The 20,700-nt window shown below is 67.2% G+C and carries 16 protein-coding genes; 12 read left to right on the top strand and 4 right to left on the bottom strand.

Annotated features, from left to right (window positions below; genetic code table 11):
- The 11 genes from QOI01_RS15350 to QOI01_RS15300 form a co-directional block, all read left to right on the top strand.
- On the top strand, window positions 1-1,926 hold a 1,926-nt coding region (locus QOI01_RS15350; RefSeq protein ID WP_526382312.1), incomplete at its 5' end, for an ATP-binding protein.
- Complete coding sequence (locus QOI01_RS15345; RefSeq protein WP_526382310.1) at window positions 1,923-4,586, top strand: ATP-binding protein; 2,664 nt, start codon at window positions 1,923-1,925, stop codon at window positions 4,584-4,586. The genes QOI01_RS15350 and QOI01_RS15345, both read left to right, overlap by 4 nt.
- The gene (locus QOI01_RS15340; RefSeq protein WP_526382308.1) at window positions 4,579-7,236 is read left to right on the top strand and encodes an ATP-binding protein; all 2,658 of its coding nucleotides are present in this window, start codon (window positions 4,579-4,581) and stop codon (window positions 7,234-7,236) included. The genes QOI01_RS15345 and QOI01_RS15340 overlap by 8 nt, the downstream gene beginning before the upstream one ends.
- Window positions 7,233-8,669 (top strand): amidase, encoded by a 1,437-nt coding sequence (locus tag QOI01_RS15335; RefSeq protein WP_526382306.1) that lies wholly within the window; start codon window positions 7,233-7,235, stop codon window positions 8,667-8,669. The genes QOI01_RS15340 and QOI01_RS15335 overlap by 4 nt, the downstream gene beginning before the upstream one ends.
- A gap of 187 nt (window positions 8,670-8,856) precedes the next feature.
- Window positions 8,857-9,045: a helix-turn-helix domain-containing protein gene (locus QOI01_RS15330; protein ID WP_526382304.1), complete on the top strand. Its 189-nt coding sequence runs from the start codon at window positions 8,857-8,859 to the stop codon at window positions 9,043-9,045.
- Window positions 9,046-9,298: 253 nt separating this feature from the next.
- Window positions 9,299-9,544 (top strand): hypothetical protein, encoded by a 246-nt coding sequence (locus QOI01_RS15325; protein WP_526382303.1) that lies wholly within the window; start codon window positions 9,299-9,301, stop codon window positions 9,542-9,544.
- A 224-nt stretch (window positions 9,545-9,768) separates the two neighbouring features.
- Complete coding sequence (locus QOI01_RS15320; RefSeq protein WP_526382314.1) at window positions 9,769-10,521, top strand: class II aldolase/adducin family protein; 753 nt, start codon at window positions 9,769-9,771, stop codon at window positions 10,519-10,521.
- 71 nt (window positions 10,522-10,592) lie between these two features.
- Complete coding sequence (locus QOI01_RS15315; protein ID WP_526382301.1) at window positions 10,593-11,129, top strand: hypothetical protein; 537 nt, start codon at window positions 10,593-10,595, stop codon at window positions 11,127-11,129.
- A 92-nt stretch (window positions 11,130-11,221) separates the two neighbouring features.
- A complete protein-coding gene (locus QOI01_RS15310) occupies window positions 11,222-11,860 on the top strand; it encodes a TIGR03085 family metal-binding protein (protein WP_526382300.1) in 639 nt (212 codons plus the stop codon).
- Window positions 11,861-11,921: 61 nt separating this feature from the next.
- A complete protein-coding gene (locus QOI01_RS15305; protein ID WP_526382298.1) occupies window positions 11,922-12,863 on the top strand; it encodes an LLM class F420-dependent oxidoreductase in 942 nt (313 codons plus the stop codon).
- Between the two features lie 39 nt (window positions 12,864-12,902).
- Window positions 12,903-13,346 (top strand): hypothetical protein, encoded by a 444-nt coding sequence (locus tag QOI01_RS15300; RefSeq protein WP_526382297.1) that lies wholly within the window; start codon window positions 12,903-12,905, stop codon window positions 13,344-13,346.
- 91 nt (window positions 13,347-13,437) lie between these two features.
- Here the strand turns inward: QOI01_RS15300 and QOI01_RS15295 are convergent, their stop codons facing one another.
- The 4 genes from QOI01_RS15295 to QOI01_RS15280 form a co-directional block, all read right to left on the bottom strand.
- Entirely contained in the window at window positions 13,438-14,934 is a 1,497-nt protein-coding gene (locus tag QOI01_RS15295) for a dynamin family protein (RefSeq protein ID WP_526382295.1), read from the bottom strand.
- 47 nt (window positions 14,935-14,981) lie between these two features.
- On the bottom strand, window positions 14,982-16,823 hold the full coding sequence (locus QOI01_RS15290) for a dynamin family protein (protein WP_526382294.1): 1,842 nt from the start codon (window positions 16,821-16,823) through the stop codon (window positions 14,982-14,984).
- A 99-nt stretch (window positions 16,824-16,922) separates the two neighbouring features.
- On the bottom strand, window positions 16,923-17,957 hold the full coding sequence (locus QOI01_RS15285) for an IniB N-terminal domain-containing protein (RefSeq protein WP_526382292.1): 1,035 nt from the start codon (window positions 17,955-17,957) through the stop codon (window positions 16,923-16,925).
- 292 nt (window positions 17,958-18,249) lie between these two features.
- Entirely contained in the window at window positions 18,250-18,828 is a 579-nt protein-coding gene (locus QOI01_RS15280; protein ID WP_526382290.1) for an Rv0340 family IniB-related protein, read from the bottom strand.
- 241 nt (window positions 18,829-19,069) lie between these two features.
- Here QOI01_RS15280 and QOI01_RS15275 point away from each other — a divergent pair.
- The coding region (locus tag QOI01_RS15275; RefSeq protein WP_526382288.1) for an Hsp70 family protein at window positions 19,070-20,700 on the top strand (1,631 nt) is incomplete at its 3' end.

Below are 20,700 nucleotides of genomic sequence, written 5' to 3'. Positions count from 1 at the left end.
GTGGCATCGGTGCTGGGCATCACCCAGCAGCCAGGAAGGAGCCTGACCGACAGCGTGGCTGCTGCGTTGGAGGGCCGGGTCCGGTTGTTGGTGTTCGACAACTGCGAACACGTGCTTGACGCCGCGGCTCTTCTGATCGAGGCGATCCTCGCGCGCTCCGAGAGCGCGAAGATTCTGGCCACCAGCCGCGAAGGACTCGGGGTCGTCGGTGAGCAGCTGTGGCCGGTGCCCTCGTTGGATACCGGCGGCGGCACTGGCTCGGCGGCGGTGCGACTGTTCGTCGAACGTGCCCGTGCCGTGGCGCCGCGGATGTCCTTGGCTCGGACCTGCGACGCGGCCGCGGTCGTGGAGATCTGCCGCCGCCTGGACGGAATCCCGCTTGCCATCGAGTTGGCGGCCTCCCGCATGGCGTCGATGACGGCGGCCGAAGTCCGTGATCGTCTCGATCATCGATTTCGACTGCTGGTCGGATCACGGCGGGCTCCCGAGCGCCACCAGACATTGCACCATACCGTGCAATGGTCCTACGACCAGCTCGACGACGCGGAAAAGACTCTACTGGAACGCATCTCCGTGTTCGCCGGCGGATTCGACGTCGAGGGCGCCTGCGCCGTGGCAGCATCCGCGGACCCGGACGGCAACACTGCCTCAGATGAATACGTCGTACTGGATCTGCTCGATGCCCTGGTGCGCAAGTCGCTCCTCGTTGCCGACCGATCGGGCAGCCTCACCCGGTACTCGCTGTTGGAGACGATCCGTGAGTTCGCCGCCGAGAAGCTCAGTGCAGGCGGCAACGCGACTACCGCCCGCGATGCGCACGCGCAACACTTTGCGGGGCTCGAGAAACATCTCCTCGACCTATGGGACGGTCCCCGCCAGAAGGAGTCCTACCTGTGGTTCACCATCGAACTGGCCAACCTACGGACGGCGTTTCGGTGGTCCACCAACCGCGGTGACCTCGAGGCCGCGGCCGCGATCGTCACGGGCACGTGGTTCCTCGGTTACAGGATCGACAACTACGAACCCGTGGCCTCGGCTGAAGAGCTCATCGAGCCCGCACGAGCAACCGGCCACCCCCGGCTCGCGGCGTTGTATGTGATGGCATCGCAGTGTTGGTTGCCAGGGCGGATCGAGGCGGCCGTCCAGTACAGCGACGTCGGCCGACTGCTGGTCGACGGTGGCGGCGCTGCGGTGCCCTTCGGGGCCGAAGGCTTGCTGAGCACGTCGTACATGAATTCCGGCCAACCCGAACGGGCGACCGAGTGGTGCCGTACCACGCTCAACCGCGGAGGTGACACCCACGCCCTCACCCAGTCATGCCTCGTCTTCGCACTGGCTGTCACCGGTTCTGATGACGCAGCGACGGCAACCGCGAGCGGCCTCATCGAGACCGCTGAGGCCAGCCGAAATCCCTATGCGGTCACCTTTGCATTGTTTGCCTACGGGCTCGCCTACCGTCGCGCCGATCCACTGAAGTCGCTCGATGCCCTGCGACGAGGTCTCGCGATGGCCCGGGACAGCGGCAACCGCGCCAACGAGTCGCAGCTGGAGATCTGCCTAGCCAGTGTCGAAGGCAAATCCGGTGACCCGCTGGCCGCGCTCGAATATCTCGCGCTGGCGATCCGCAACCTCCACGACTCCGGCAACACCACGACCATCCGTAGCCCCCTGGCTGTCTTGGCTGCCCTCTTCGACCGGCTCGGCCGTTACAAATCAGCAGCGACGATCGCCGGATTCGCCGTCAACCCATTTACAGCGGCCGCCGTGCCGGAGCTCATTACCACGATCGACGATCTGCGTGATGTCCTTGGCGAGGGCGCCTACGAATCCCTCTCCCGTGCAGGCGAAATGATGACCACCGCCGAGGTAGCGCGGTACGCACTCGACCACATTGACCAGGTCCGTGCTGAGGTATCAGAGTCATGAATCCACCGTCTGGAGTGGTGACGTTCCTGTTCACCGACATCGAGGGGTCGACGCGTCGATGGGAGACAGACGCCGATCAGATGCGGGCGACGTTGGCTGCGCACGACGAGGTGCTCCGTAAAACCATTGAGGTACACGAAGGTTGGCTGTTCAAGCACACCGGCGACGGGGTGTGCGCCGCGTTCGATTCACCGCGGGCCGCCGTCGACGCCGCGATCGCCGCCCAGCGGGCGTTGGAGTTGCCGGTCCGGATGGGCATCGCCACCGGCGAAGCGGAACTGCGCGCAACGGATTACTTCGGGGTGGCGCTCAACCGCGCCGCGCGGGTGATGGCCGCCGGCCACGGCGGACAGATCCTGTTGGCCGACTCGACTGCGAGCCTGCTCAACGGCGTCGACCTCCTCGATCTAGGCCTACGTCGGCTGCGCGACCTAGCGACCCCGGTCGGCGTGTTCCAGGTCCACGCCGACGGCCTGCGAAGGAACTTCCCGCCATTGTGGGCGCAAGACCCGTCACCGGGGAACCTGCGTCCACCGGTAACCAGTTTCATCGGCCGGGAGGCGGAAGTCGCCGACGTGGTTGCCAGCGTCCGAGCGCATCGGTTGGTGACGTTGACCGGTGTCGGCGGGGTCGGCAAGACTCGCCTGGCGGTGGAGGTCGGCACGCAGCTTGTTGGTGAATTCCCCGACGGCATATGGCTTTTCGAACTCGCCGCGGTCAGCGATCCAGGCGCGGTGCCCGACGCGGTGGCATCCTTGCTCGGTATCACCCAGGAACCCGGTATGACCCTGACCGAGAGTGTGGCTGCCGCGCAGGAGGGCCGCGTGCGGCTGCTTGTCTTCGACAACTGCGAACACCTCCTCGACGCCGTCGCAGATCTCGTCGAGGCCATCGTCTCCCGGTCCACGACGACGACAATCCTGGCCACCAGCCGGGAAGGCCTTGGCGTGGCCCACGAGCACCTGTGGCCGGTGCCCTCGTTGGACGTGACGGGCGGATCGGACTCAGCAGCGGTCGCGTTGTTCGTCGAACGCGCTTGCAGTGTCGCGCCACGCTTCTCGACGGATCGGGCCGGGGAGGCGGCCGCGGTCGTGGAGATCTGCGGGCGTCTCGACGGGATCCCGCTGGCGATCGAACTCGCGGCATCGCGCGTGTCGTCGATGACCGCCAGCGATGTCCGCGACCGTCTCGATCAACGGTTCCGACTGTTGGTCGGGTCTCGGCGTGGTCTGGAGCGCCACCAGACATTGCGCCACGCGGTGGCCTGGTCCTACGACCACCTCTGCGAAGCAGAGCAGGAACTGTTGGAGCGGTGTTCGGTCTTCGCCGGTGGGTTTGACCTCGAAAGTGCCTGCGCGGTCGGTCCTTCCGACGAGGCCGACGAATTCGCCATCCTGGACCTGCTGGATGCCCTGATTCGCAAGTCGCTGCTCATCGTCGATCGGTCCTCGGACCGGGCCCGGTATTCGATGCTGGAGACCATTCGCCAGTTCGCGGACGAGCAACTCGTCGCACGGGGTGAGGCAAACGAGGCGCGAACTGCCCACGCCCTCCACTTCGGGGGGCGTGGCGCTACCGTCCTCGCCCTGTGGGATGGCCCCCGCCAGAGGGAGGCCTACGACTGGTTCGCCCTCGAGTTCGCCAATCTGCGAACCGCGTTTCGGTGCGCCACCGACAACGACGACCTCAATACCGCTGCGCCCATCGCAATGTACGCGGGGTTCCTCGGCCTCGCGGTCGAGAATCTCGAACCACTCACCTGGGCCGAAGAACTCATCGAGCCGGCCGCCACCGTCGACCATCCTCGGCTCGGGGCCCTGTGCTCTCTGGCCTCGGGTTGCTGGATGACCGGACGGATCGAAGACGCCGTCCGCTACGCCGACCGCGCCCGTCTGGAGCTCGGCCGGCGCCGTGTCAGAGAGACGCCCTTCGGGATAGAGGGCCTGCTCGGCGGCGCCCACGTGACCGGCGGCCGGCCAGATCAAGCGATCGAGTGGTACCGGGCCCAGCTGGCGCGCGGTCACGACGCCTACCGGCTCACCAGGTCGAGTCTCGTGCTCAGCCTCGTGGTGGCAGGCCGTGTCGACGAGGCAACCACCGCCGCGGAAGGAATCATCGAAGCGGCCGAAGCGAGCGGCAACCCCTATGCCCTCTCGTTCGCCCTATTCGCCTACGGCTACGCCTTCTCCGTCGCCGATCCCGCCGCCGCGCTGGACGCCCTCCGCCGGGGTCTGATCATCGCTCAAGACAGTGGCAATCGCGCCAATCGGTCACATCTGATGGCGACTGCGGCCCGCGTCGAGGCGGCATCGGGCGACCCGCTCGCCGCCTTCGACTACCTGACTCTGGCGATTCGCGAGTACCACGACTATGGCAACACCACCAACATGCGTAACGCTCTGGCTATCCTCGCCGTGCTCATGCACCGGCTCGGACGCCACGAACCGGCAGCGACCATCGCCGGCTTCGCACTCAACCCCTTCGTCAGCGCGACGTTCCCCGAGGTCGATGCCGCGTTCGCCAACCTGCTCGAAGTCCTTGGCGGCTTGGCCTACGAAAGGCTTGCCCGCGAGGGCAAGTCGATGACCACCGCCGCGATGGCCAGATACGCCTACGAGCAAATCGACCTGGCCCGCGCCGAGGTGTCCGGTCGTGACTAGCCCGCCGTCGGGCGTCGTGACCTTCCTGTTCACCGACATCGAGGGATCCACTCGTCGCTGGGAAGCCGACGCCGACACGATGCGGGAAGCTCTCGCGGCACACGACGAGGTGCTACACGAAGTGATTGCGGCACATGGTGGTTGGTTGTTCAAGCACACCGGCGACGGCGTGTGCGCCGCGTTCGCCTCACCACGCGCCGCAGTCGAAGCCGCCATCGCGGCACAGCGGACATTGGAGTTACCCGTCCGGATGGGCATCGCCACCGGCGAAGCCGAGTTGCGAGGAGTGGACTATTTCGGCGTCGCACTCAATCGCGCGGCGAGAGTGATGGCTGCCGGACACGGCGGTCAGATCCTGGTAGCCGAGTCCACCGCAGGACTGCTCGGCGGCGTGGGCTTCATCGATCTGGGGGCACGGCGACTGAGAGACCTGCCGGCACCGGTTGAGCTGTTTCAGGCGCGCGCCGAGGGCTTGCAGACAGAGTTCCCCTCGCTCAAGACTCTCGAGCTGTCGCCCGGCAACCTGCGCCCTGCCCCCACCAGGCTGATCGGCCGCGAACAGGAACTCGCCGGCGTGCGCACTGCATTGCGAAACCACAGGCTGGTCACGCTGACCGGGGTCGGCGGCGTCGGCAAGACCCACCTGGCCTGGGAGGTTGCCGCACACATCGCAGCTGAATTGCCCGATGGTGTATGGGTTTTTGAACTCGCGAGCGTGTCCGACCCTGGCGCGTTGCCCGACGCGGTCGCGGCAGTGTTGGGCATCACTCAACAACCGGGAATGACCGTCGCCGACAGTGTGGCCGCTGCTCAGGACGGCCGGGGCCGGCTTCTCGTGTTCGACAATTGCGAGCACCTACTCGACGCCGCCGCGGAGTTGATCGAGACAATTCTCAGCTACTCGGCGACGGTGAAGATCCTGGCCACCAGCCGCGAGGGACTGGGCATCGCCGACGAACAGTTGTGGACCGTGCCCTCACTGGACATCGGGTCGGATGCCGAATCGGCCGCGGTGACGCTGTTCGTCGATCGCGCTCGCACTGTGGTGAAACATTTTTCGATCACGACGGCGGAAGAAGCGACCGTGGCGCGGGAGATCTGCTGCCGTCTGGACGGGATCCCATTGGCAATCGAACTGGCCGCCGCCCGCATGGCGTCGATGACGATGAGCGAGGTTGCGTCTCGACTCGATCACCGCTTCCGACTGTTGGTGGGGTCACGGCGGGGGCTGGAACGCCATCAGACGTTGCGCCATGCCGTGCAATGGTCCTACGACCTGCTCAACGATACGGAAAGGCAACTACTCGAACGCTGTTCAGTGTTCGCGGGCGGATTCGATCTCGAAAGCGCTTGCGCGATAGTCGGCTCCGACGCCACCGACGAATATGCTGTACTGGACAACCTCGATGCGCTGGTACGCAAATCCCTTCTCACCGCCAACCGATCGGCGGCGCGGACGCGCTATTCGATGCTGGAGACCATCCGCCAATTCGCCGAAGAGCAGCTGACGGTCCACGGCGGGGCGCCGGTAGCGCGCACCGCACATGCCCGTCGTTTCGCCAGTCGCGAAGCCGACATCCTCGAATTGTGGGACGGCCCCCGACAGCGAGAGGCCTATGACTGGTTCGCTGTCGAGCTGGCGAACCTGCGTACCGCGTTTCGGTGGGCTGCCGACCACGGCGATCTCGACGACGCCGCCGCCATCGCGACATATGCAATGTTCCTCGGCAGCGGGACCGAGAGCTATGAGCCAATTGCCTGGGCCGAAGAGCTGGTCGCGCCTGCCTGCGCCGCCGACCATCGCCGGCTCGCCAGCATCTATGTAGCGGCATCTCAGTGTTGGATGCCGGGACGCATCGAGGCCGCCGTCCGCTACAGCGACGCCGGTCAAGCCGTCATCGGTGATGGCCGCCTTGAGGTTCCGTACGGCGTCGAAGGCTGGCTCGGGGCCGCGTACATGTACATCGGCCAAGCCGAACGGTGGGTTGATTGGTGCCGCACCCAACTCGCACGACATCGCGATACGCGCACCCTCACCAGGACTTGCCTCGTACTCGCACTAGTGGCCGCAGGTTCTGAGGAGGAGTCGATGGCTGCGGCGGACGGTCTCGTCGCTGCCGCCGAGGCGACCCGCAATCCCTATGCTCTGTCCTTCGCGCTCTTCGTCTACGGGCTTACCTTCCACGCCGCCGACCCAGCGGCTGCGCTGAGCGCGCTTCGCCGGGGTCTGACTACCGCTCAGGAGAGCGGCAACCGCTTCAACGAGACACAGCTCGCGCTCGGCCTGTCGCGCCTCGAGGCCGAATCTGGTGACCCGCTGGCGGCACTCGAACACATCGGTGTGGCGGTTCGCAACTATCACGACGCGGGCAACGCCGCCAACCTGCGGGTCGCCCTTGGTGAGCTCGCAGCCCAGTTGGACGGGGTTGGCCGATACGAGCCGGCGGCCACTGTCATCGGGTTCGCATTCAGTCCGCTGACTGCAGGATTGCCTCAGTTCCACAGCACAATCACCCACCTTCACGAGGTCCTCGGCGACCAGACCTATGAATCGCTTGCGCGTGAGGGCGCAGCGACGACTGTCGCCGACATTGCCAGATACGCTCTCGACCAGATCGAGCAGGCTAGAACAGGATTGGAAGGCGCTTGAGCACACTCGCTGATCAGACCCGATGGATGGACGCGATCGACCAGGCGGCCCTCGTCGCCTCCGGCGAGGTGTCACCGCCAGAGCTGCTCGAAGCCGCCATCGACCGCATCGAGCGCACCGACCCGTCCCTCAACGCCGTCGTGATCCGCTGGTTCGAGCATGCACGTGAGACCGCCAACAGCGACCTGCCCGACGGTCCGTTCCGCGGCGTGCCCTTCCTGATCAAGGACCTCTTCGCCGCCTATGCCGGTCAGCGAATCAGCAACGGCAACGTCGCGCTGAAGGAGGCGCACGTCATCGCCGACGCCGACACCACGCTGGTCAGCCGGCACCGCGCCGCCGGGCTCGTCATCGCCGGGCGGACGAACAGTCCCGAACTCGGCAGCGTCCCAACCACCGAGCCGGTTGCGTGGGGAGCCACCCACAACCCGTGGGACACCACCCGCACACCCGGTGGATCCAGCGGCGGCGCAGCGGCGGCGGTCGCGTCCGGGATGGTTCCCTTCGCCCACGCCAGCGACGGCGGCGGATCGATTCGCATTCCCGCGTCGTGCTGCGGCCTCGTCGGCCTCAAGCCGAGCCAGGGCAGGATCACCCTCGGCCCGGTACGCGACGAGAGCGGGCTGGCCGTCGAACACTGCGTGAGCCGGACCGTGCGCGACAGTGCCGCGCTGCTCGACGCGACGCACGGGCCCGGGATCGGCGACACTGTCATCGCACCGGCCCCGACGCGGCCGTACGTCGAGGAACTGGGCGCGGATCCCGGCCGGCTGCGCATCGGCATCCTCGACCACCATCCGCAGGGCGGTTCGGTCGACCCGGAGTGCACCGCGGCAGCGCAGGCAGTCGGCTCGCTGCTCGAGTTGCTCGGGCACGACGTCGAGCCGGCCTGGCCAAAGGTGTTGGAGGACAGATCTTTCGGATCAACCTTCGGTGCGCTGTGGAGTGCGAACATGGGCCTGTCGAAACGCCGCTTCTCCGAGCAACTCGGCCGTCCACTCGCGGACCACGAAATGGAACCGATGAACGTGGTTCAAGCCGAGTTCGCCGACCACTTCTCGTCAATCGACTACGCACTCGCGCTCTCGTCCGTCACCCAGTTCCGGCGCGGGATGCAGTCGTGGTGGCACGACGGCTGGGACCTGCTTCTCACGCCGACGCTTGCCGAACTACCGATCAAGCTGGGCACCATCGTCAACGACCCCGAGCACCCGATGACGACGATGCAGCGCGCAGGCGAGTTCGTTCCGTTCACTCCGCCCTTCAACATGAGTGGCCAACCGGCAGTTAGCCTTCCGCTGGAATGGACGGCAGACGGGCTGCCGGTGGGTGTGCAGCTCGTTGCCGCCTACGGCCGGGAGGACGTCCTGTTCCGCGTCGCCAGCCAACTCGAGCAGGCGAAGCCCTGGGTCCACCGCACCCCAACTGTCTGATCCGCAAAATCAGGCGGGATTCTGCACGAATGTCGCAGGCAACCGCACGCAGGCCCGCACCCACCTGCGCGCCGCCTGCGAGACGTTCGAGGGGCTCGGCGCGACGCCGTGGGCCGAGCGCGCACGCGTCGAACTGCAAGCCACCGGAGAGACGGCCCGCAAGCGCGATCCCAGCACGATCAGTCAGTTGACGCCCCAGGAGTTGCAGATCGCGCGACTCGTCGGCGCGGGCGGAACGAACCGCGAGATCGCCGCGGAGCTGTTCCTCAGCCCGCGCACCATCGACTACCACCTGCACAAGATCTTCACGAAGCTCGGCATGTCATCCCGCTCGGAGCTGGTGCGTCTCGACGCTGCGGACGACGCCGCGCTCTGATCCCAGCGCGCTGTCCCCTCCCCCGCCGCCGAGTTCTGCACCACGGCTGCGCCGCGACGCGAAGCACGACCCTCGCGCAGAACTCGCGCCCCGACCGCTCGCCGTGTCCACCAATCGGGGGATACGAGGTTCAACCGCCCGCTCCACCAGTCGCCCGACAGACACCACCTCACGGCTGAGACATAGTTATCTCATCGCCGGAACACAACCGGCCAGGAACCGAAACACCCACTCAGACAAAAGGATTGAAAACATGACGAACATCGCCCGCAACTTCGCCCGCTACTGCGCCCTCCCCGCCATCACCGCCGGAATGATCGGCGGCGCCGCCCTCGGCCTGGCCGGCATGGCCAACGCGACCGCCACCGGCGGCCAAGCCCCCACCGGCCCCGGCTACTCCTACAGCCCCGAATCCCACGCACACGCGGCCCCCACGGCTGCCCCCGGCTGGCACAACCACCACGGCCCGCAGCACATCGCCAACCTGCAGGACCGCTAAAGCCGCTAAACCCAAAGCTCACCAAGCCCTCCCGAACATCCCCGGGGAGGGCTTGGTGCTTTTGTGGCGCGCTTTGCCTTTGTGGAGTGCTTGCCAGGGGGGACACAACATGGCGACGTACGATCGACTGAGCCGTAAGCCGGCCGACCGACCGGCATTGGCCGAAGGAGACCGCCGTGGTCGACACCGGAATTGAAGACGCGCAGAGGCTCGCGGGTGGCAACGTGGCCGCGTTGCTGCCACGCACGGACCGCACCGTCGAGGAGGAACGCCTCCATCGCAAGCAGAACCTCGCCGCAGCCTTCCGGCTGTTCAGTCGCTTCGGGTTCGACGAGGGCGTGGCCGGACACATCACCGCCCGAGATCCCGAGATGACCGACCACTTCTGGGTGAACCCGTTCGGCATGCACTTCGGCCACATCCGGGTGAGTGACCTTCTGCTCGTCCGGCACGACGGCGCCGTCGTGCACGGGGACATGCCGGTGAACCAGGCGGCGTTCGCGATCCACTCCCAGGTGCACGCGGCCCGCCCGGACGTGATCGGGGCCGCGCACTCCCACTCGGTCTACGGCAAGACTTGGTCGACCCTCGCGCGACTGCTGGATCCGCTCACTCAGGACGCCTGCGCGTTCTACGACGATCACGCCCTCTTCGACGCCTACTCCGGGGTCGTCCTCGACGTCGAGGAGGGCAAGCGCATCGCGCATGCGCTCGGCGACGGCAAGGCCGCCATCCTCCGCAATCACGGTCTCCTCACCGTCGGGCACTCCGTCGAGGAGGCAGCCTGGTGGTTCATCACGATGGAGCGGTCGTGCCAGGCCCAGCTGATGGCCGAGGCCGCGGGCACCCCGGTTCTGATCGACGACGAGATGGCCAGGCACACGCGGGGTCAGGTCGGCAGCCACTTCGCGGGCTGGTTCAGCTTCCAGCCGCTGTTCGCCAAGATCACGCGGGAGCAGCCCGACCTGTTCGATTGAGCGCCTCCGACGCTCAATGCGGGTGAGTCACTGCAGCCACTTCCGTCACAACCTGCGTAGCCTTGACGTCGATGAGGGCGCGACTGTCAGCGGTAGGCGTGCTCGTCGCGGGGGCGCTCCTCGTCGGCTGCCAATCCACGGTTGGCGGCAAGCCGCAGGGCAACGCCGGGAACCCGACCGAACCGAGCTTCCCCACGTCGCAGCCGTCGCGCACGACGCCGACGCGCACGTCCCCGACGCCTTCCCGCTCCGCAACGCCCCCACCGGCCGCCGAAGGGCTGCCCCCACAGAACGGCTACGTCTTCATCACGACCAAGTCCGGCCAGACCCGTTGTCAGATCAATGCCACGGAGGTGGGCTGCGAGGCCCCGTTCACCAACCCGCCGACGGTGAGCGGCGTCCCCGCCAACGGAGTGCGCCTCACCGCGGGCGGCCAGCTCGAGTGGATCTCCGGCAATCTCGGCGACATCCCCGTCGTCACCATCGACTACCGCACTTACTCCGCCTTAGGGTGGACGATCGTCTCAACGAAGGACGGCACGCGATTCACCAATGACGGGACCGGACATGGAATGTTCGTCGCAATCCAAGGTGTCGAAGTCTTCTGAGCGTTTAGCCACGTCGCCGAGGTGCACGGGCAAGATCAAGAGAGCGCCACGGGCGCCATCAATCTGGACCGCGCACTAGACGAAGGACACTCATGACCATCAACAGGAAAAGCGCAGCCCAGCAGGAACGCGCCGCCCTCGTCACCACCATGCGAGGCGTCGGGCCGGGACAAGCCACGCTCTGCGGGGACTGGACCACCCGTGACCTCGCCGCCCACCTCGTCGTCAGGGAGCGGCGACTCGATGCGGCGCCAGGCATCCTGATCCCGAAGTTCGCGGACTACACCGAACGCGTACAGAACCAGGTGGCCGCCGAGAACGACTGGAACGTGCTGCTCGACCAGATCGCGTCCGGGCCGCCCCTCTTCTCACCGTTCAAGCTGCTCGACCCCTTCGTCAACGTCGCCGAGATGTTCATCCACCACGAGGACGTCCGACGGGCCGTAAGCAGTTGGGAACCAAGGATACTCGACGATGACATGACCTCGGCGCTGGCCAAGCAGGTCAGTCTGATGGCGCGGATGACGATGTCCAAGAGTCCGGCGCACGTGTCGCTGCGCACACCCGACGGCACGACCCTCACCGCCCTCGGCAAGGGAGCCACCGTGGTAATCACCGGCGACCCTGGAGAGCTGCTGATGTTCATCTCCGGTCGCGACGAGGCCAAACTCACCTTCTCCGGTGACGACGACGCCGTCGTGGCAGTTCGCGGCGGTAAGCGCGGGCTCTAAGCCTACGGCGCTGGGGGTCCCCCGGCTTGCGGGGGAGAGCGAAGCGACTTGGGGGATTAAGATGGCGGACATGGACTTCCGCGTATTCGTCGAACCGCAACAGGGTGCCACCTACGGTGACCAGCTCGCCGTCGCTCAGACCGCGGAGGCGGCCGGCTACTCCGCCTTCTTCCGATCCGACCACTACCTGGCGATGGCGGGCGACGGCCTGCCAGGACCGACCGACTCCTGGGTGACGCTGGGCGGCATCGCCCGCGAGACGTCGACGATCAGGCTGGGCACGATGGTCACCTCCGCCACGTTCCGCCATCCCGGAGTGCTGGCCATCTCCGTGGCCCAGGTCGACGAGATGAGCGGTGGCCGTGTGGATCTGGGCATCGGCGCCGGCTGGTTCGAGGCCGAGCACGAGGCATACGCGATCCCGTTCCCGCCGCTCGGCGAGCGTTTCGACCGGCTGACCGAACAATTGGAGATCCTCACCGGGCTGTGGACGACGCCGGCGGGTGAGACGTTTGATTACACCGGCGCGCAGTACTCGATCAAGGACTCGCCCGCACTGCCCAAGCCCACGCAGTCCCCGCACCCGCCGATCATCATCGGTGGTGGCGGACCCAAGCGAACGCCTGCGCTGACGGCGAAGTTCGCGGCCGAGTTCAACATCGCGTTCGTCGACCTCGACACCCTCAAGACCCAGTACGGCCGGGTCGCGGCAGCGGTCGCCGACGCGGGGCGCGCCCCCGACTCGCTGATCTACTCGGCGGCATTCGTGGTCTGCGCGGGGCGGAACGACGCCGAGATCGCCAACCGGGCCGCTGCCATCGGTCGCGAGGTCGACGAGCTGCGCGGCAATTCTCCACTGGCCGGCACGCCCGCGGAGATCGCCGACAAGCTGGACGCGTTTGCCGAAGCCGGTGTGCAACGGGTCTATCTCCAGGTCCTCGACCAGTCCGATCTGGACCACGTGGAGTTCTTCGCAGGCGAGGTCATCCCCCAGCTGGGCTGACCGGGTTGCCGTTCGGCACCCGCGGCTACTATCGGGGCCGTGACCGGCGACGACGACTCCAGCGGCGACGCCGAACCCGCATGGCACGAGCGGCCGTCGACTCTCGCGGGTGTCAGCGTCGCCGCGCTCATCGTGCTCGGCATCCTCTTCTGGGGCGTGTCGTGCGTGGCGCAGCAGGTCAACGATCCTGCGCCGGCGCCGCAGTACTACCTGGATCCCAGCACCTCGGGCGGAGGCACGTCGGCCTCGTCGTCGTCGACGACCACCACCACGGAGACGATCACCAGCACCAGTCCCCCGGTCACCACCGACATCGAACCGGGTGACACCTCGGCGACGACGCCGACGACGACGTCCAGCACGGACACCACGACGTCCTTCAATCCGTCCAACCTGCCCAGGACCAGGGCCCCGACCACTTACGACGACGGTCGCACCCGTCCGAGGTTCAACGAGACACGGACGGGATACCCGCGTCCGTAGTGCTACGCCCAGTGCACGGTTGGTGTACACATCGCCCGAGTGCTGGCGTCAACAACGTGCACTCGGCGAGCCACGGGAATGGGACTGGGCCTCAGCGGCCCTTCGCGGCGAAGTCGGCGACCATCGCCTCCGCGCTGCGCACCGCCGCCCGGCACGCCCTGGTGGTGAACGGGTCGTTCAGCGGGTGGTCGGCGCGGCGGCGCCATCGTTGCGCGGCGGAGAACGCCGCACGCGGGCCGTCGTAGGGCGCCTCCGGCTGCAGACCGAGCCGACTGGCCGCATCCGTGCCGGAGCCGCCGATGATCCGTCGCAGCGACGCCATCTCGTCTTCGTTCAACGTCGTTGTCCGCGAACGCAGTTGGCTCAGCAGCCGCAGCTCCTCGAACGCGTGGGTGTCCGCGAGCAGTGGGTCGATGTCGGCGATGATGTAGGGGGTGGCGAAGATCGGGTTGGCCTCGACGAACCTGCGCAGTGACAGCAACGCGGTGTGGGCCTTGAGCAGATCCGACCGTTGCGCGAACTGCTGATCGATGACGTCACGCAGCGCGATCAGCCCGCTGCGCTCGAGTAGCTCGTCGGCCAGCGCGACCGAATCGGTGATGCCCGCCCGGAGCACCGCGATCGAGATGCGGATGCCGAACATGCCGAAACGCTCCAGCAGCGCCGCGCGAGTGGCCGCGTCGACGGGCAGCTGGCCGTCCTCGCGCACGAACCGGTCCACCGACAGCATCGCCTTGGTCAGTTCGGCCGCCTCCACGCCAGCGAGCTTCTCCAGCGCGACGAACTCGCTCTGCCGCAGTGTCCGTGCGGTGAGCGCGAGCAACCCGGACACCGGGACCACGGCCTGGCAGATGCCCGTCTTGTCCATCTCGGCGGTGAACCTGGTCGCGACGTCCTTCGCGGACAGCATCGCGTCGATCCGGCCCGCCCCGATCTCGTCGGCCCGCGACGCGACGCCGATGACGCCGAGCGCGCCCGCCGAGCCGCCGACGAGCGTGCCGATCTGCTTGAGCAGCGCGATGTCGGCAGCGTTGAGCGTCCGTAGCAGGAAGACGACGGCGTCGACGCGTGGCACGCCGTCGTCGGGGACCAGCAGCCGCAGGGTGCGCTCGGAAACGTCACGGGACAGCGAGGAGGTCCCGGGCGTGTCGATGATGGTGGTGTCGACGAGCTCCGCGGCAGGCCACTCGACATCGAGGTCGATCACGTCCTCGGGGTCGAGACTGGCGAAGTCGAACGTCAGACCCCTCTGATCGGACGCACCTCGGGCTATCGGCACGTTCGACCGCCTGCCACCCCTGTGGTTTGCCGTGACCTTCGGAGTGGCGCCATTGCGGAACCACGTCACGATGCGGGTGGCCTCCGTAGCGTCGGTCGGCGCGATGTCCTCCCCGACCAGCGCGTTGACCAGAGTCGACTTGCCTGCCTTCAACGTCCCGGCGAGCGCGATGCGGATCGGCTGGTTCAGGCGCCTGCCGATCCAGTCCAGTTCGTTGTGGACGTCAGGGCGTTCGGAGAAGGCCGGATCTCCGCGGTACGCCTGGATGGTGCCGCCGAGAATCGCGCGCACCCGATCGCTCGTACTCATGTCGGAGGGTCAGCTTAGTTGTCGGCTCGATCGCCGTGGCTGGGAAGTCACTTGGTGACGGGTTCCGCCGCGGGCGACAGGTTCACGGCATGTTCGGTGACCTGGCGCAGGATGTTGAGCCGACGCTCGAGCTCCCTGACCCTGGTGTCGCGCTCGTCGATCTCCATCTTCGCCGCGGCCAGGGACGCCTGCAGCGATTCGTTGAGTGATCGCGTGGTCTGGTTCGCGATCTCGCGATAGTGGTCACGGAGCTGTCGCTGCACGCTCTTGAGCCGGTCGCGGGATTCCTTGCCGACGATGAATGACACGTCGTCGACGAAGCGGCGCACGTTGGTCTTCGCTTCGTTGCGCACGCGGGCCATGCGGTTCTCCATGTCCTCCTTGTACGCCTTGCGGCCGAGCAACAGGCCCGCGCCGAGCGAGAGGGGATTGAACATGCCCAGGCCGGCGAACGACGTCAGCATGCCGAACATCACCACGCCGCCGTACGAACCGCGCATGCCGGTAACGACCTTGTGGCCCTTGCCGATCGGCTTTGCCTCCAACCTGGCGAGCGACTTCATCTCGCCGAAGCCCGCGCCCATGTCACGCGCGTTGATCTGCGGCATCTTGACGGCGTCGAGGCCGGCCTCCATGAAGGTGCGGCCCACTTCCTGCGCGAGCGCCTCCGCCCGCTGATAGGCCCACACGAAGTTGTCGCCGACGGCGGTGGCGACGGTGTCCTCCAACTCGGCGCCGATCTCGGCCCAGTGCTGCGTGGGGTCGCCCGCGTCGATGGCGTGTTCGGTGTGCTGAGTGATCGCCCGGAACCGTGCGCGCATGTCGTGATCCACGTCGCCGGTGAGGTCGGTGATGCCGTCGTTGAGCACCTGTTGCCACAGCGCGGTGTGCTGCAGTGCGTCCTGCGCCTCCTGCTTGCGTCGCTCGAGGTCGGCGTTCATCGCGTCTCTGTCGTCGGGATCGTTGATCGCCGAGAGCTCGGTCTCGACGGTCATCGTCAGATGCTCTGCGGCTGAGCGGACTTCGGCGAGCACCTGGTCGCGAACCCGGTCGTTCTCGCGGGCGAGCACCCGGTCGCTGAGGAACTTGACGATCGCGGGGAAGTTCGACTCCGCGTTGAGTTCCTTGTCGTTCGTCTGGATCGCGTGGCTGCGCAGGGTCGAAGAGACTGGAGTAACGGGGACGTCCAGACCTGCGCGCTGAAGGTGCGCGACGTTGGCCGCGACGATCTCGCGCCAATGCGGGTAGAGGTCGATCTTGGTGACGAGAATCGTTGCCAGCGGGCATATTTCGACAGCCTGCCGGATGAAGGTCATCTCAGGTTCGGTGAATTCCTGGCTGGCGTCACTGACCATCAGCATGGCCTCGGCATCGGGCAGCAGACCGAGTGTCGCCGAGAGGTGGGGCTGGCCGTGGCCACCCACGCCGGGGGTGTCGACGAACGCCAACCCGTTCTTCAGCAGAGGGCTCGGCGCGGTCACCTCGACCCGCAGCACCTCGCGGCCGCCCGCCTGGGGGGCGCGGCGCAGGTCGTTGCGGACGTCGGCGACGGGGATCTCGACGACCTCCGGATCGGCGCCATCGCCGCGGGCGACGACGAGTCGCGCCGAGGCCTGCTCGCCGTAGGAAACGACGGTCGCCATCGTGGTGGTCTCGTCGTCCCCGACGCGGGCGACCGGAACGTTGAGCAGCGAGTTGAGCAGTTGGCTCTTGCCCTGTTTGAGCTGGCCCGCGATGACCACGCGGATCTGCGGGTCGCTGATCCGCTCCTTGGCCCTTGCCAGTCGATCCACCAGGTCGCCGCGCTCGTAGTCATTGGCGATCCTGGTGCTGTGGTCGATCAACTCGAGGATGACCTTGACCTTGCGCGGGTCGTTCGGTTGCGTCATGGGGCTCTTCCGCTCGGGTCGCAATAAAGGTACGCACGCGAGTCTGGCGGGGTCCCCAAAGAGAGGAGATCCCCGCCAGCTCTACTGAATCCGATCCGGTCAGAAACCGATGTGCGTATCGGGTTCGATGTGGGTGTCGGCCGACTGGTGCAGCGAGTTCTCCTGCGAGAAAGTGTTGTCGCTGTGGATCGAGCTGTCGGTGTGGGTGGAGTTGTCCTGCTCGAAGGTGTTGTCCTCGTGCACTGTGCTGGCGGTGTGCGTGGACGAGTCCACCGTCGAGCTGTTGCCGCTGCCCAGGTCGTGGCCGACCGTGGTCTGGTTGCCGCCGACCGCGGTGGTGTTCGAGTGGTTGCCGTTGTCGTTGACGATGATCGATCCACCGCCACCGCCGCCACCGGCGTTGGCCTCGTTGCCGCCGTTGCCGATGCCGAGAAGACCGCCGCCGCCGCTGGAGCTGGCGCTGCCGCCGTGGCCACCGGACATGTCGTTGTCCTTGATGACCGTGCCCTGGTTGCCGTCGATGATGTCGCCACCGGAGTGCTGCGAGGTGTCGCTCACCTGGGTGTCGTTGCCCTCACCGATGATGATCGGCGAGTGGCTGCCACCCTCGATGACGCCGGTGTTGGCGTTGTTGCCGTGCCCGACCACGTTGCCGTCACCGTTGACGCTGGTGGTGTCGATGTGACCGGCGGTGCCGGTGTTCACCACGCCACCGTCGGTGGCGGTGTTGCTGGTCTTGTCGCCCAGGGTGACGTCGCCGAAGCCGAGGTTGAACGCGCCGTTCTGGGCGTTGGCGCCCGCCGCCTGATCGGGGCTCATGAAGTCGTTGTTGCTGGCGACCTCGGTCGCGTTGTGGCTGGCGAAGTCCGTCTGCGGCGCGAACGCCGTCTGCGGCGAGAAGGCCGACGGAATGTTGTGGTAGTTGGCGACCGCGGACTGCAGACCCTGGACCGGGTTGCCGCCGCCGAGCATGACGCCGGCGGGAACGGTGGTGGCGGCCACGGCCTGCAGCTGCGCCGCGCTGACGTTCGGCAGTCCTGCGTCGCGCAGGGCGCCGTCGGGATCCCGGACGAACGTGGCGGCCACGTCGGGGCTGCGGAACAGCTCGAGGATGTAGTCGATGAGGTTCGTCATTGAAGTGCCTTTCGGTGGTGTCCGTCATTGGGTGGGACTCTTGGGTGGGACTTGGGTAGTCGTGTCGCCGGCTTCCCGGCGATCTGTTCATTACGTTATGGGCCCGCCCGAACCCCGGAAACGGGGACTTGACCCCTCGCCGGTCGGGGCCGTTACGGGGTGCACCGGGGGTTGCCGTTAGGGGATTAGGGGATGGGTGGGGATGTTCGCTCACACACCCCTGGCCTGCATGGATACGACGTCAGCGCGGCCATTGCTGGCCGCGCTGTCGTCGTCGTGAAGCTGGATTGGCTCACGTGAAGATGTCGAAGTCCGGGTCCTGTGGCTGCGCCAGGTGATCGTCGACGCCACCAGAAATGGAGTGGTGCACATCGTCGAGCGAACCGTCCGTCGGGGTGTCCAGGACGTGGACGTCCTCGAACGTCGGCACGTCCAGGCCCGGCGACGGCTCCGACGCGGTCGCGATCAACGGCACGTTCACATCATCGAAACCATGGTCGACGATGGTCGGCGCCGCATCCTCCGGCTGTTCGATCACGTTGGCCAATGTGGGCACCTGATCTGCGACGATATCACCGCCTTGGAGCGGTAGGTGGTCGTCGAACGCGTCGAAGGCCGCCGTCGCGGCGCCACTCGCCCACACGTTGTGGGCGGAGTCCAGCATGGTGTCAGCTCCTCCGGAAAGACCCCCCGACGGCACAGCTGTGGACATCGATTCGGCTACCACGGGGATCAGGTGGTTGACGTCCGCACTGGTCACGTCGCTCAGGTTGGCGTCGGCGATCGCCTGCGCGGGGTTGGCCGCGTACTGGGCGGCAGCGTCCGGATCGCGTACCAGCGACATGACGAAGTCGAGCAGTGAGTTCGCCACGGCCTACCTACAATCTGCTGCTGCGGGACGGTGGCCAAACTGAAGCCACAATCGGTTCTGCTCGAATGCTATCGGTGGAACCCGGTCCCGGGATCGGTGCTGAACCCACCCCTCCAGAACATGCGTTAGGGGACGACCCGTTAGGGGTTCCTCATCGTTAGGGGGATTGATGCCCCGACCCCTTGCGGTAGCCGATATGGTGAGGGCTGTTTCTTCGATCCGACAGGGATGTGCTGAATTCATGAGCGAACCGCGCGGCACGGGCGAACCACTCGGATTGTCCGTCGGAACCACCAATCTGGTGGCGGCCCGCGTCGGTGCCGGGCCGGTCACGCGGCGATCGGTCGTGACTCTGTTCAACGACCGTGGGCCGGAGGTCGGCCAGTTCCCCGGCCCGAACCAGCCCGGGCTGGTCCTGGCTGGCTTCGTCGAGCGGGTCGGTGACCCGGTACCCCTCGTGGCGGCAGACGGCTCCTCCCACCGGGGCGAGGCCGTCCTCGTCGAGGCCCTCGACGTGATGGCCCGGGAAGCCGGCGGGGGCGCGCCCGTCACGATCGCCGTGCCCGCGCACTGGGGACCCGCAGTCGTCGGCGCCCTGCGGAACGCACTGCGGGCCAGGCCCGGCCTGTCCCCCGGCGGCGTTCCCGCGACGTTGATTCCGGACTCTGGCGCCGCGCTCGCCGGCCTGCGGGCAGTGCCGGGGCTGCCGGCCGACGGCGTCGTGGTGCTGTGCGACTTCGGAGGCAGCGGAACCAGCGTCACGCTGGCCGACACACGCGCCGGCCTCGCGATCATCGGCGAGACCATCCGCTATCCGGACTTCTCCGGCGACCTCGTCGATCAGGCACTGCTGAACCACGTCGTCGCAGGCATCGCCGAGGCAAGCTCGTCGGATCCCGCCAGCACCGCCGCGGTCGGATCGCTCACCCGCCTGCGCGACGCGTGCCGCGCCGCGAAGGAGCGCCTGTCCGCCGACACCGCCACAGTGATCCAAGCGGAACTGCCCGGCTACTCCTCCGACGTCCGCATCACCCGCCAGGAGCTCGAGCGGCTCATCGATCCCCCGCTGGCAGGTCTGCTGTCGACGATCGCAGATGCATTGCAGCGCCATCGAATTCCGGCGACGAGCGTTTCCGCAGTCGCCACCGTCGGCGGCGGCGCCGCGATTCCACTGGTCACCCAGCGACTGTCGGAGCAGCTCCGGGCACCCGTCGTCACCACGCCGTCGCCGGGCCTCACCATCGCCGCGGGCGCGGCCGTCGTCGCGGCCAGCGGGTTGGACGACGATGCCCAGACGGGTATGGCCCCCACCGGCATGGCGCCCACCGCGGACGCGCCGACGGGCCTGGCCCCGACGATGGGATGGGTCGCCGGAGCCCCGCCCGCCGCCCAGGTCCCCAACGACGGGTCGTCCACCTTCCGCGCCCTGGCGTGGTCGCAGGACGACGCCCCGAGCGGCGAGCCCGTGCCATACGCCGGAGCCGACTACCAGTCGGACTTCGGCGGCCAGACCGATGCCCGACCGGAGGTCGCCTTCGCGCACGACGAGGAGGACGATCTTCCGGATTCGGAGCCGCTCGCGTGGTACAAACGGCCGCCCATTCTGTTCGGAGCCGCCGCGGCCGCCGCGCTCCTGGCGGCGGGAGGACTCGCGGTGACACTGACCAGCACGTCGAGTGACACCGGCCCTGTCACTGAGACCGCAACGAGCTACTCGCCGGGACAGTCGAGCAGCGAGGCGCCGCCGCCCGTGCCATCCACGCAGACCATCACGCTTCCAAACGGTGACACCAGCACCTCGGTGGTGCCCCCGCCGGTGACCACCACCGAGCCCACGACGACCACCACGACGCCTCCGACGACGACCACCAC

The organism is Mycobacterium sp., from assembly GCF_032162605.1.
Lineage (GTDB): Bacteria > Actinomycetota > Actinomycetes > Mycobacteriales > Mycobacteriaceae > Mycobacterium.
Note: the sequence above shows the minus strand (reverse complement) of the source record. Positions and strands in the feature narration are given on the sequence as shown.

Coding starts and splice junctions, on each gene's coding strand:
- QOI01_RS15295 (WP_526382295.1), bottom strand. CDS start 14,934: ATGAGTACGAGCGATCGGGTGCGCGCGATTCTCGGCGGCACCATCCAG.
- QOI01_RS15315 (WP_526382301.1), top strand. CDS start 10,593: ATGAGGGCGCGACTGTCAGCGGTAGGCGTGCTCGTCGCGGGGGCGCTC.
- QOI01_RS15325 (WP_526382303.1), top strand. CDS start 9,299: ATGACGAACATCGCCCGCAACTTCGCCCGCTACTGCGCCCTCCCCGCC.
- QOI01_RS15285 (WP_526382292.1), bottom strand. CDS start 17,957: ATGACGAACCTCATCGACTACATCCTCGAGCTGTTCCGCAGCCCCGAC.
- QOI01_RS15305 (WP_526382298.1), top strand. CDS start 11,922: ATGGCGGACATGGACTTCCGCGTATTCGTCGAACCGCAACAGGGTGCC.
- QOI01_RS15310 (WP_526382300.1), top strand. CDS start 11,222: ATGACCATCAACAGGAAAAGCGCAGCCCAGCAGGAACGCGCCGCCCTC.
- QOI01_RS15290 (WP_526382294.1), bottom strand. CDS start 16,823: ATGACGCAACCGAACGACCCGCGCAAGGTCAAGGTCATCCTCGAGTTG.
- QOI01_RS15345 (WP_526382310.1), top strand. CDS start 1,923: ATGAATCCACCGTCTGGAGTGGTGACGTTCCTGTTCACCGACATCGAG.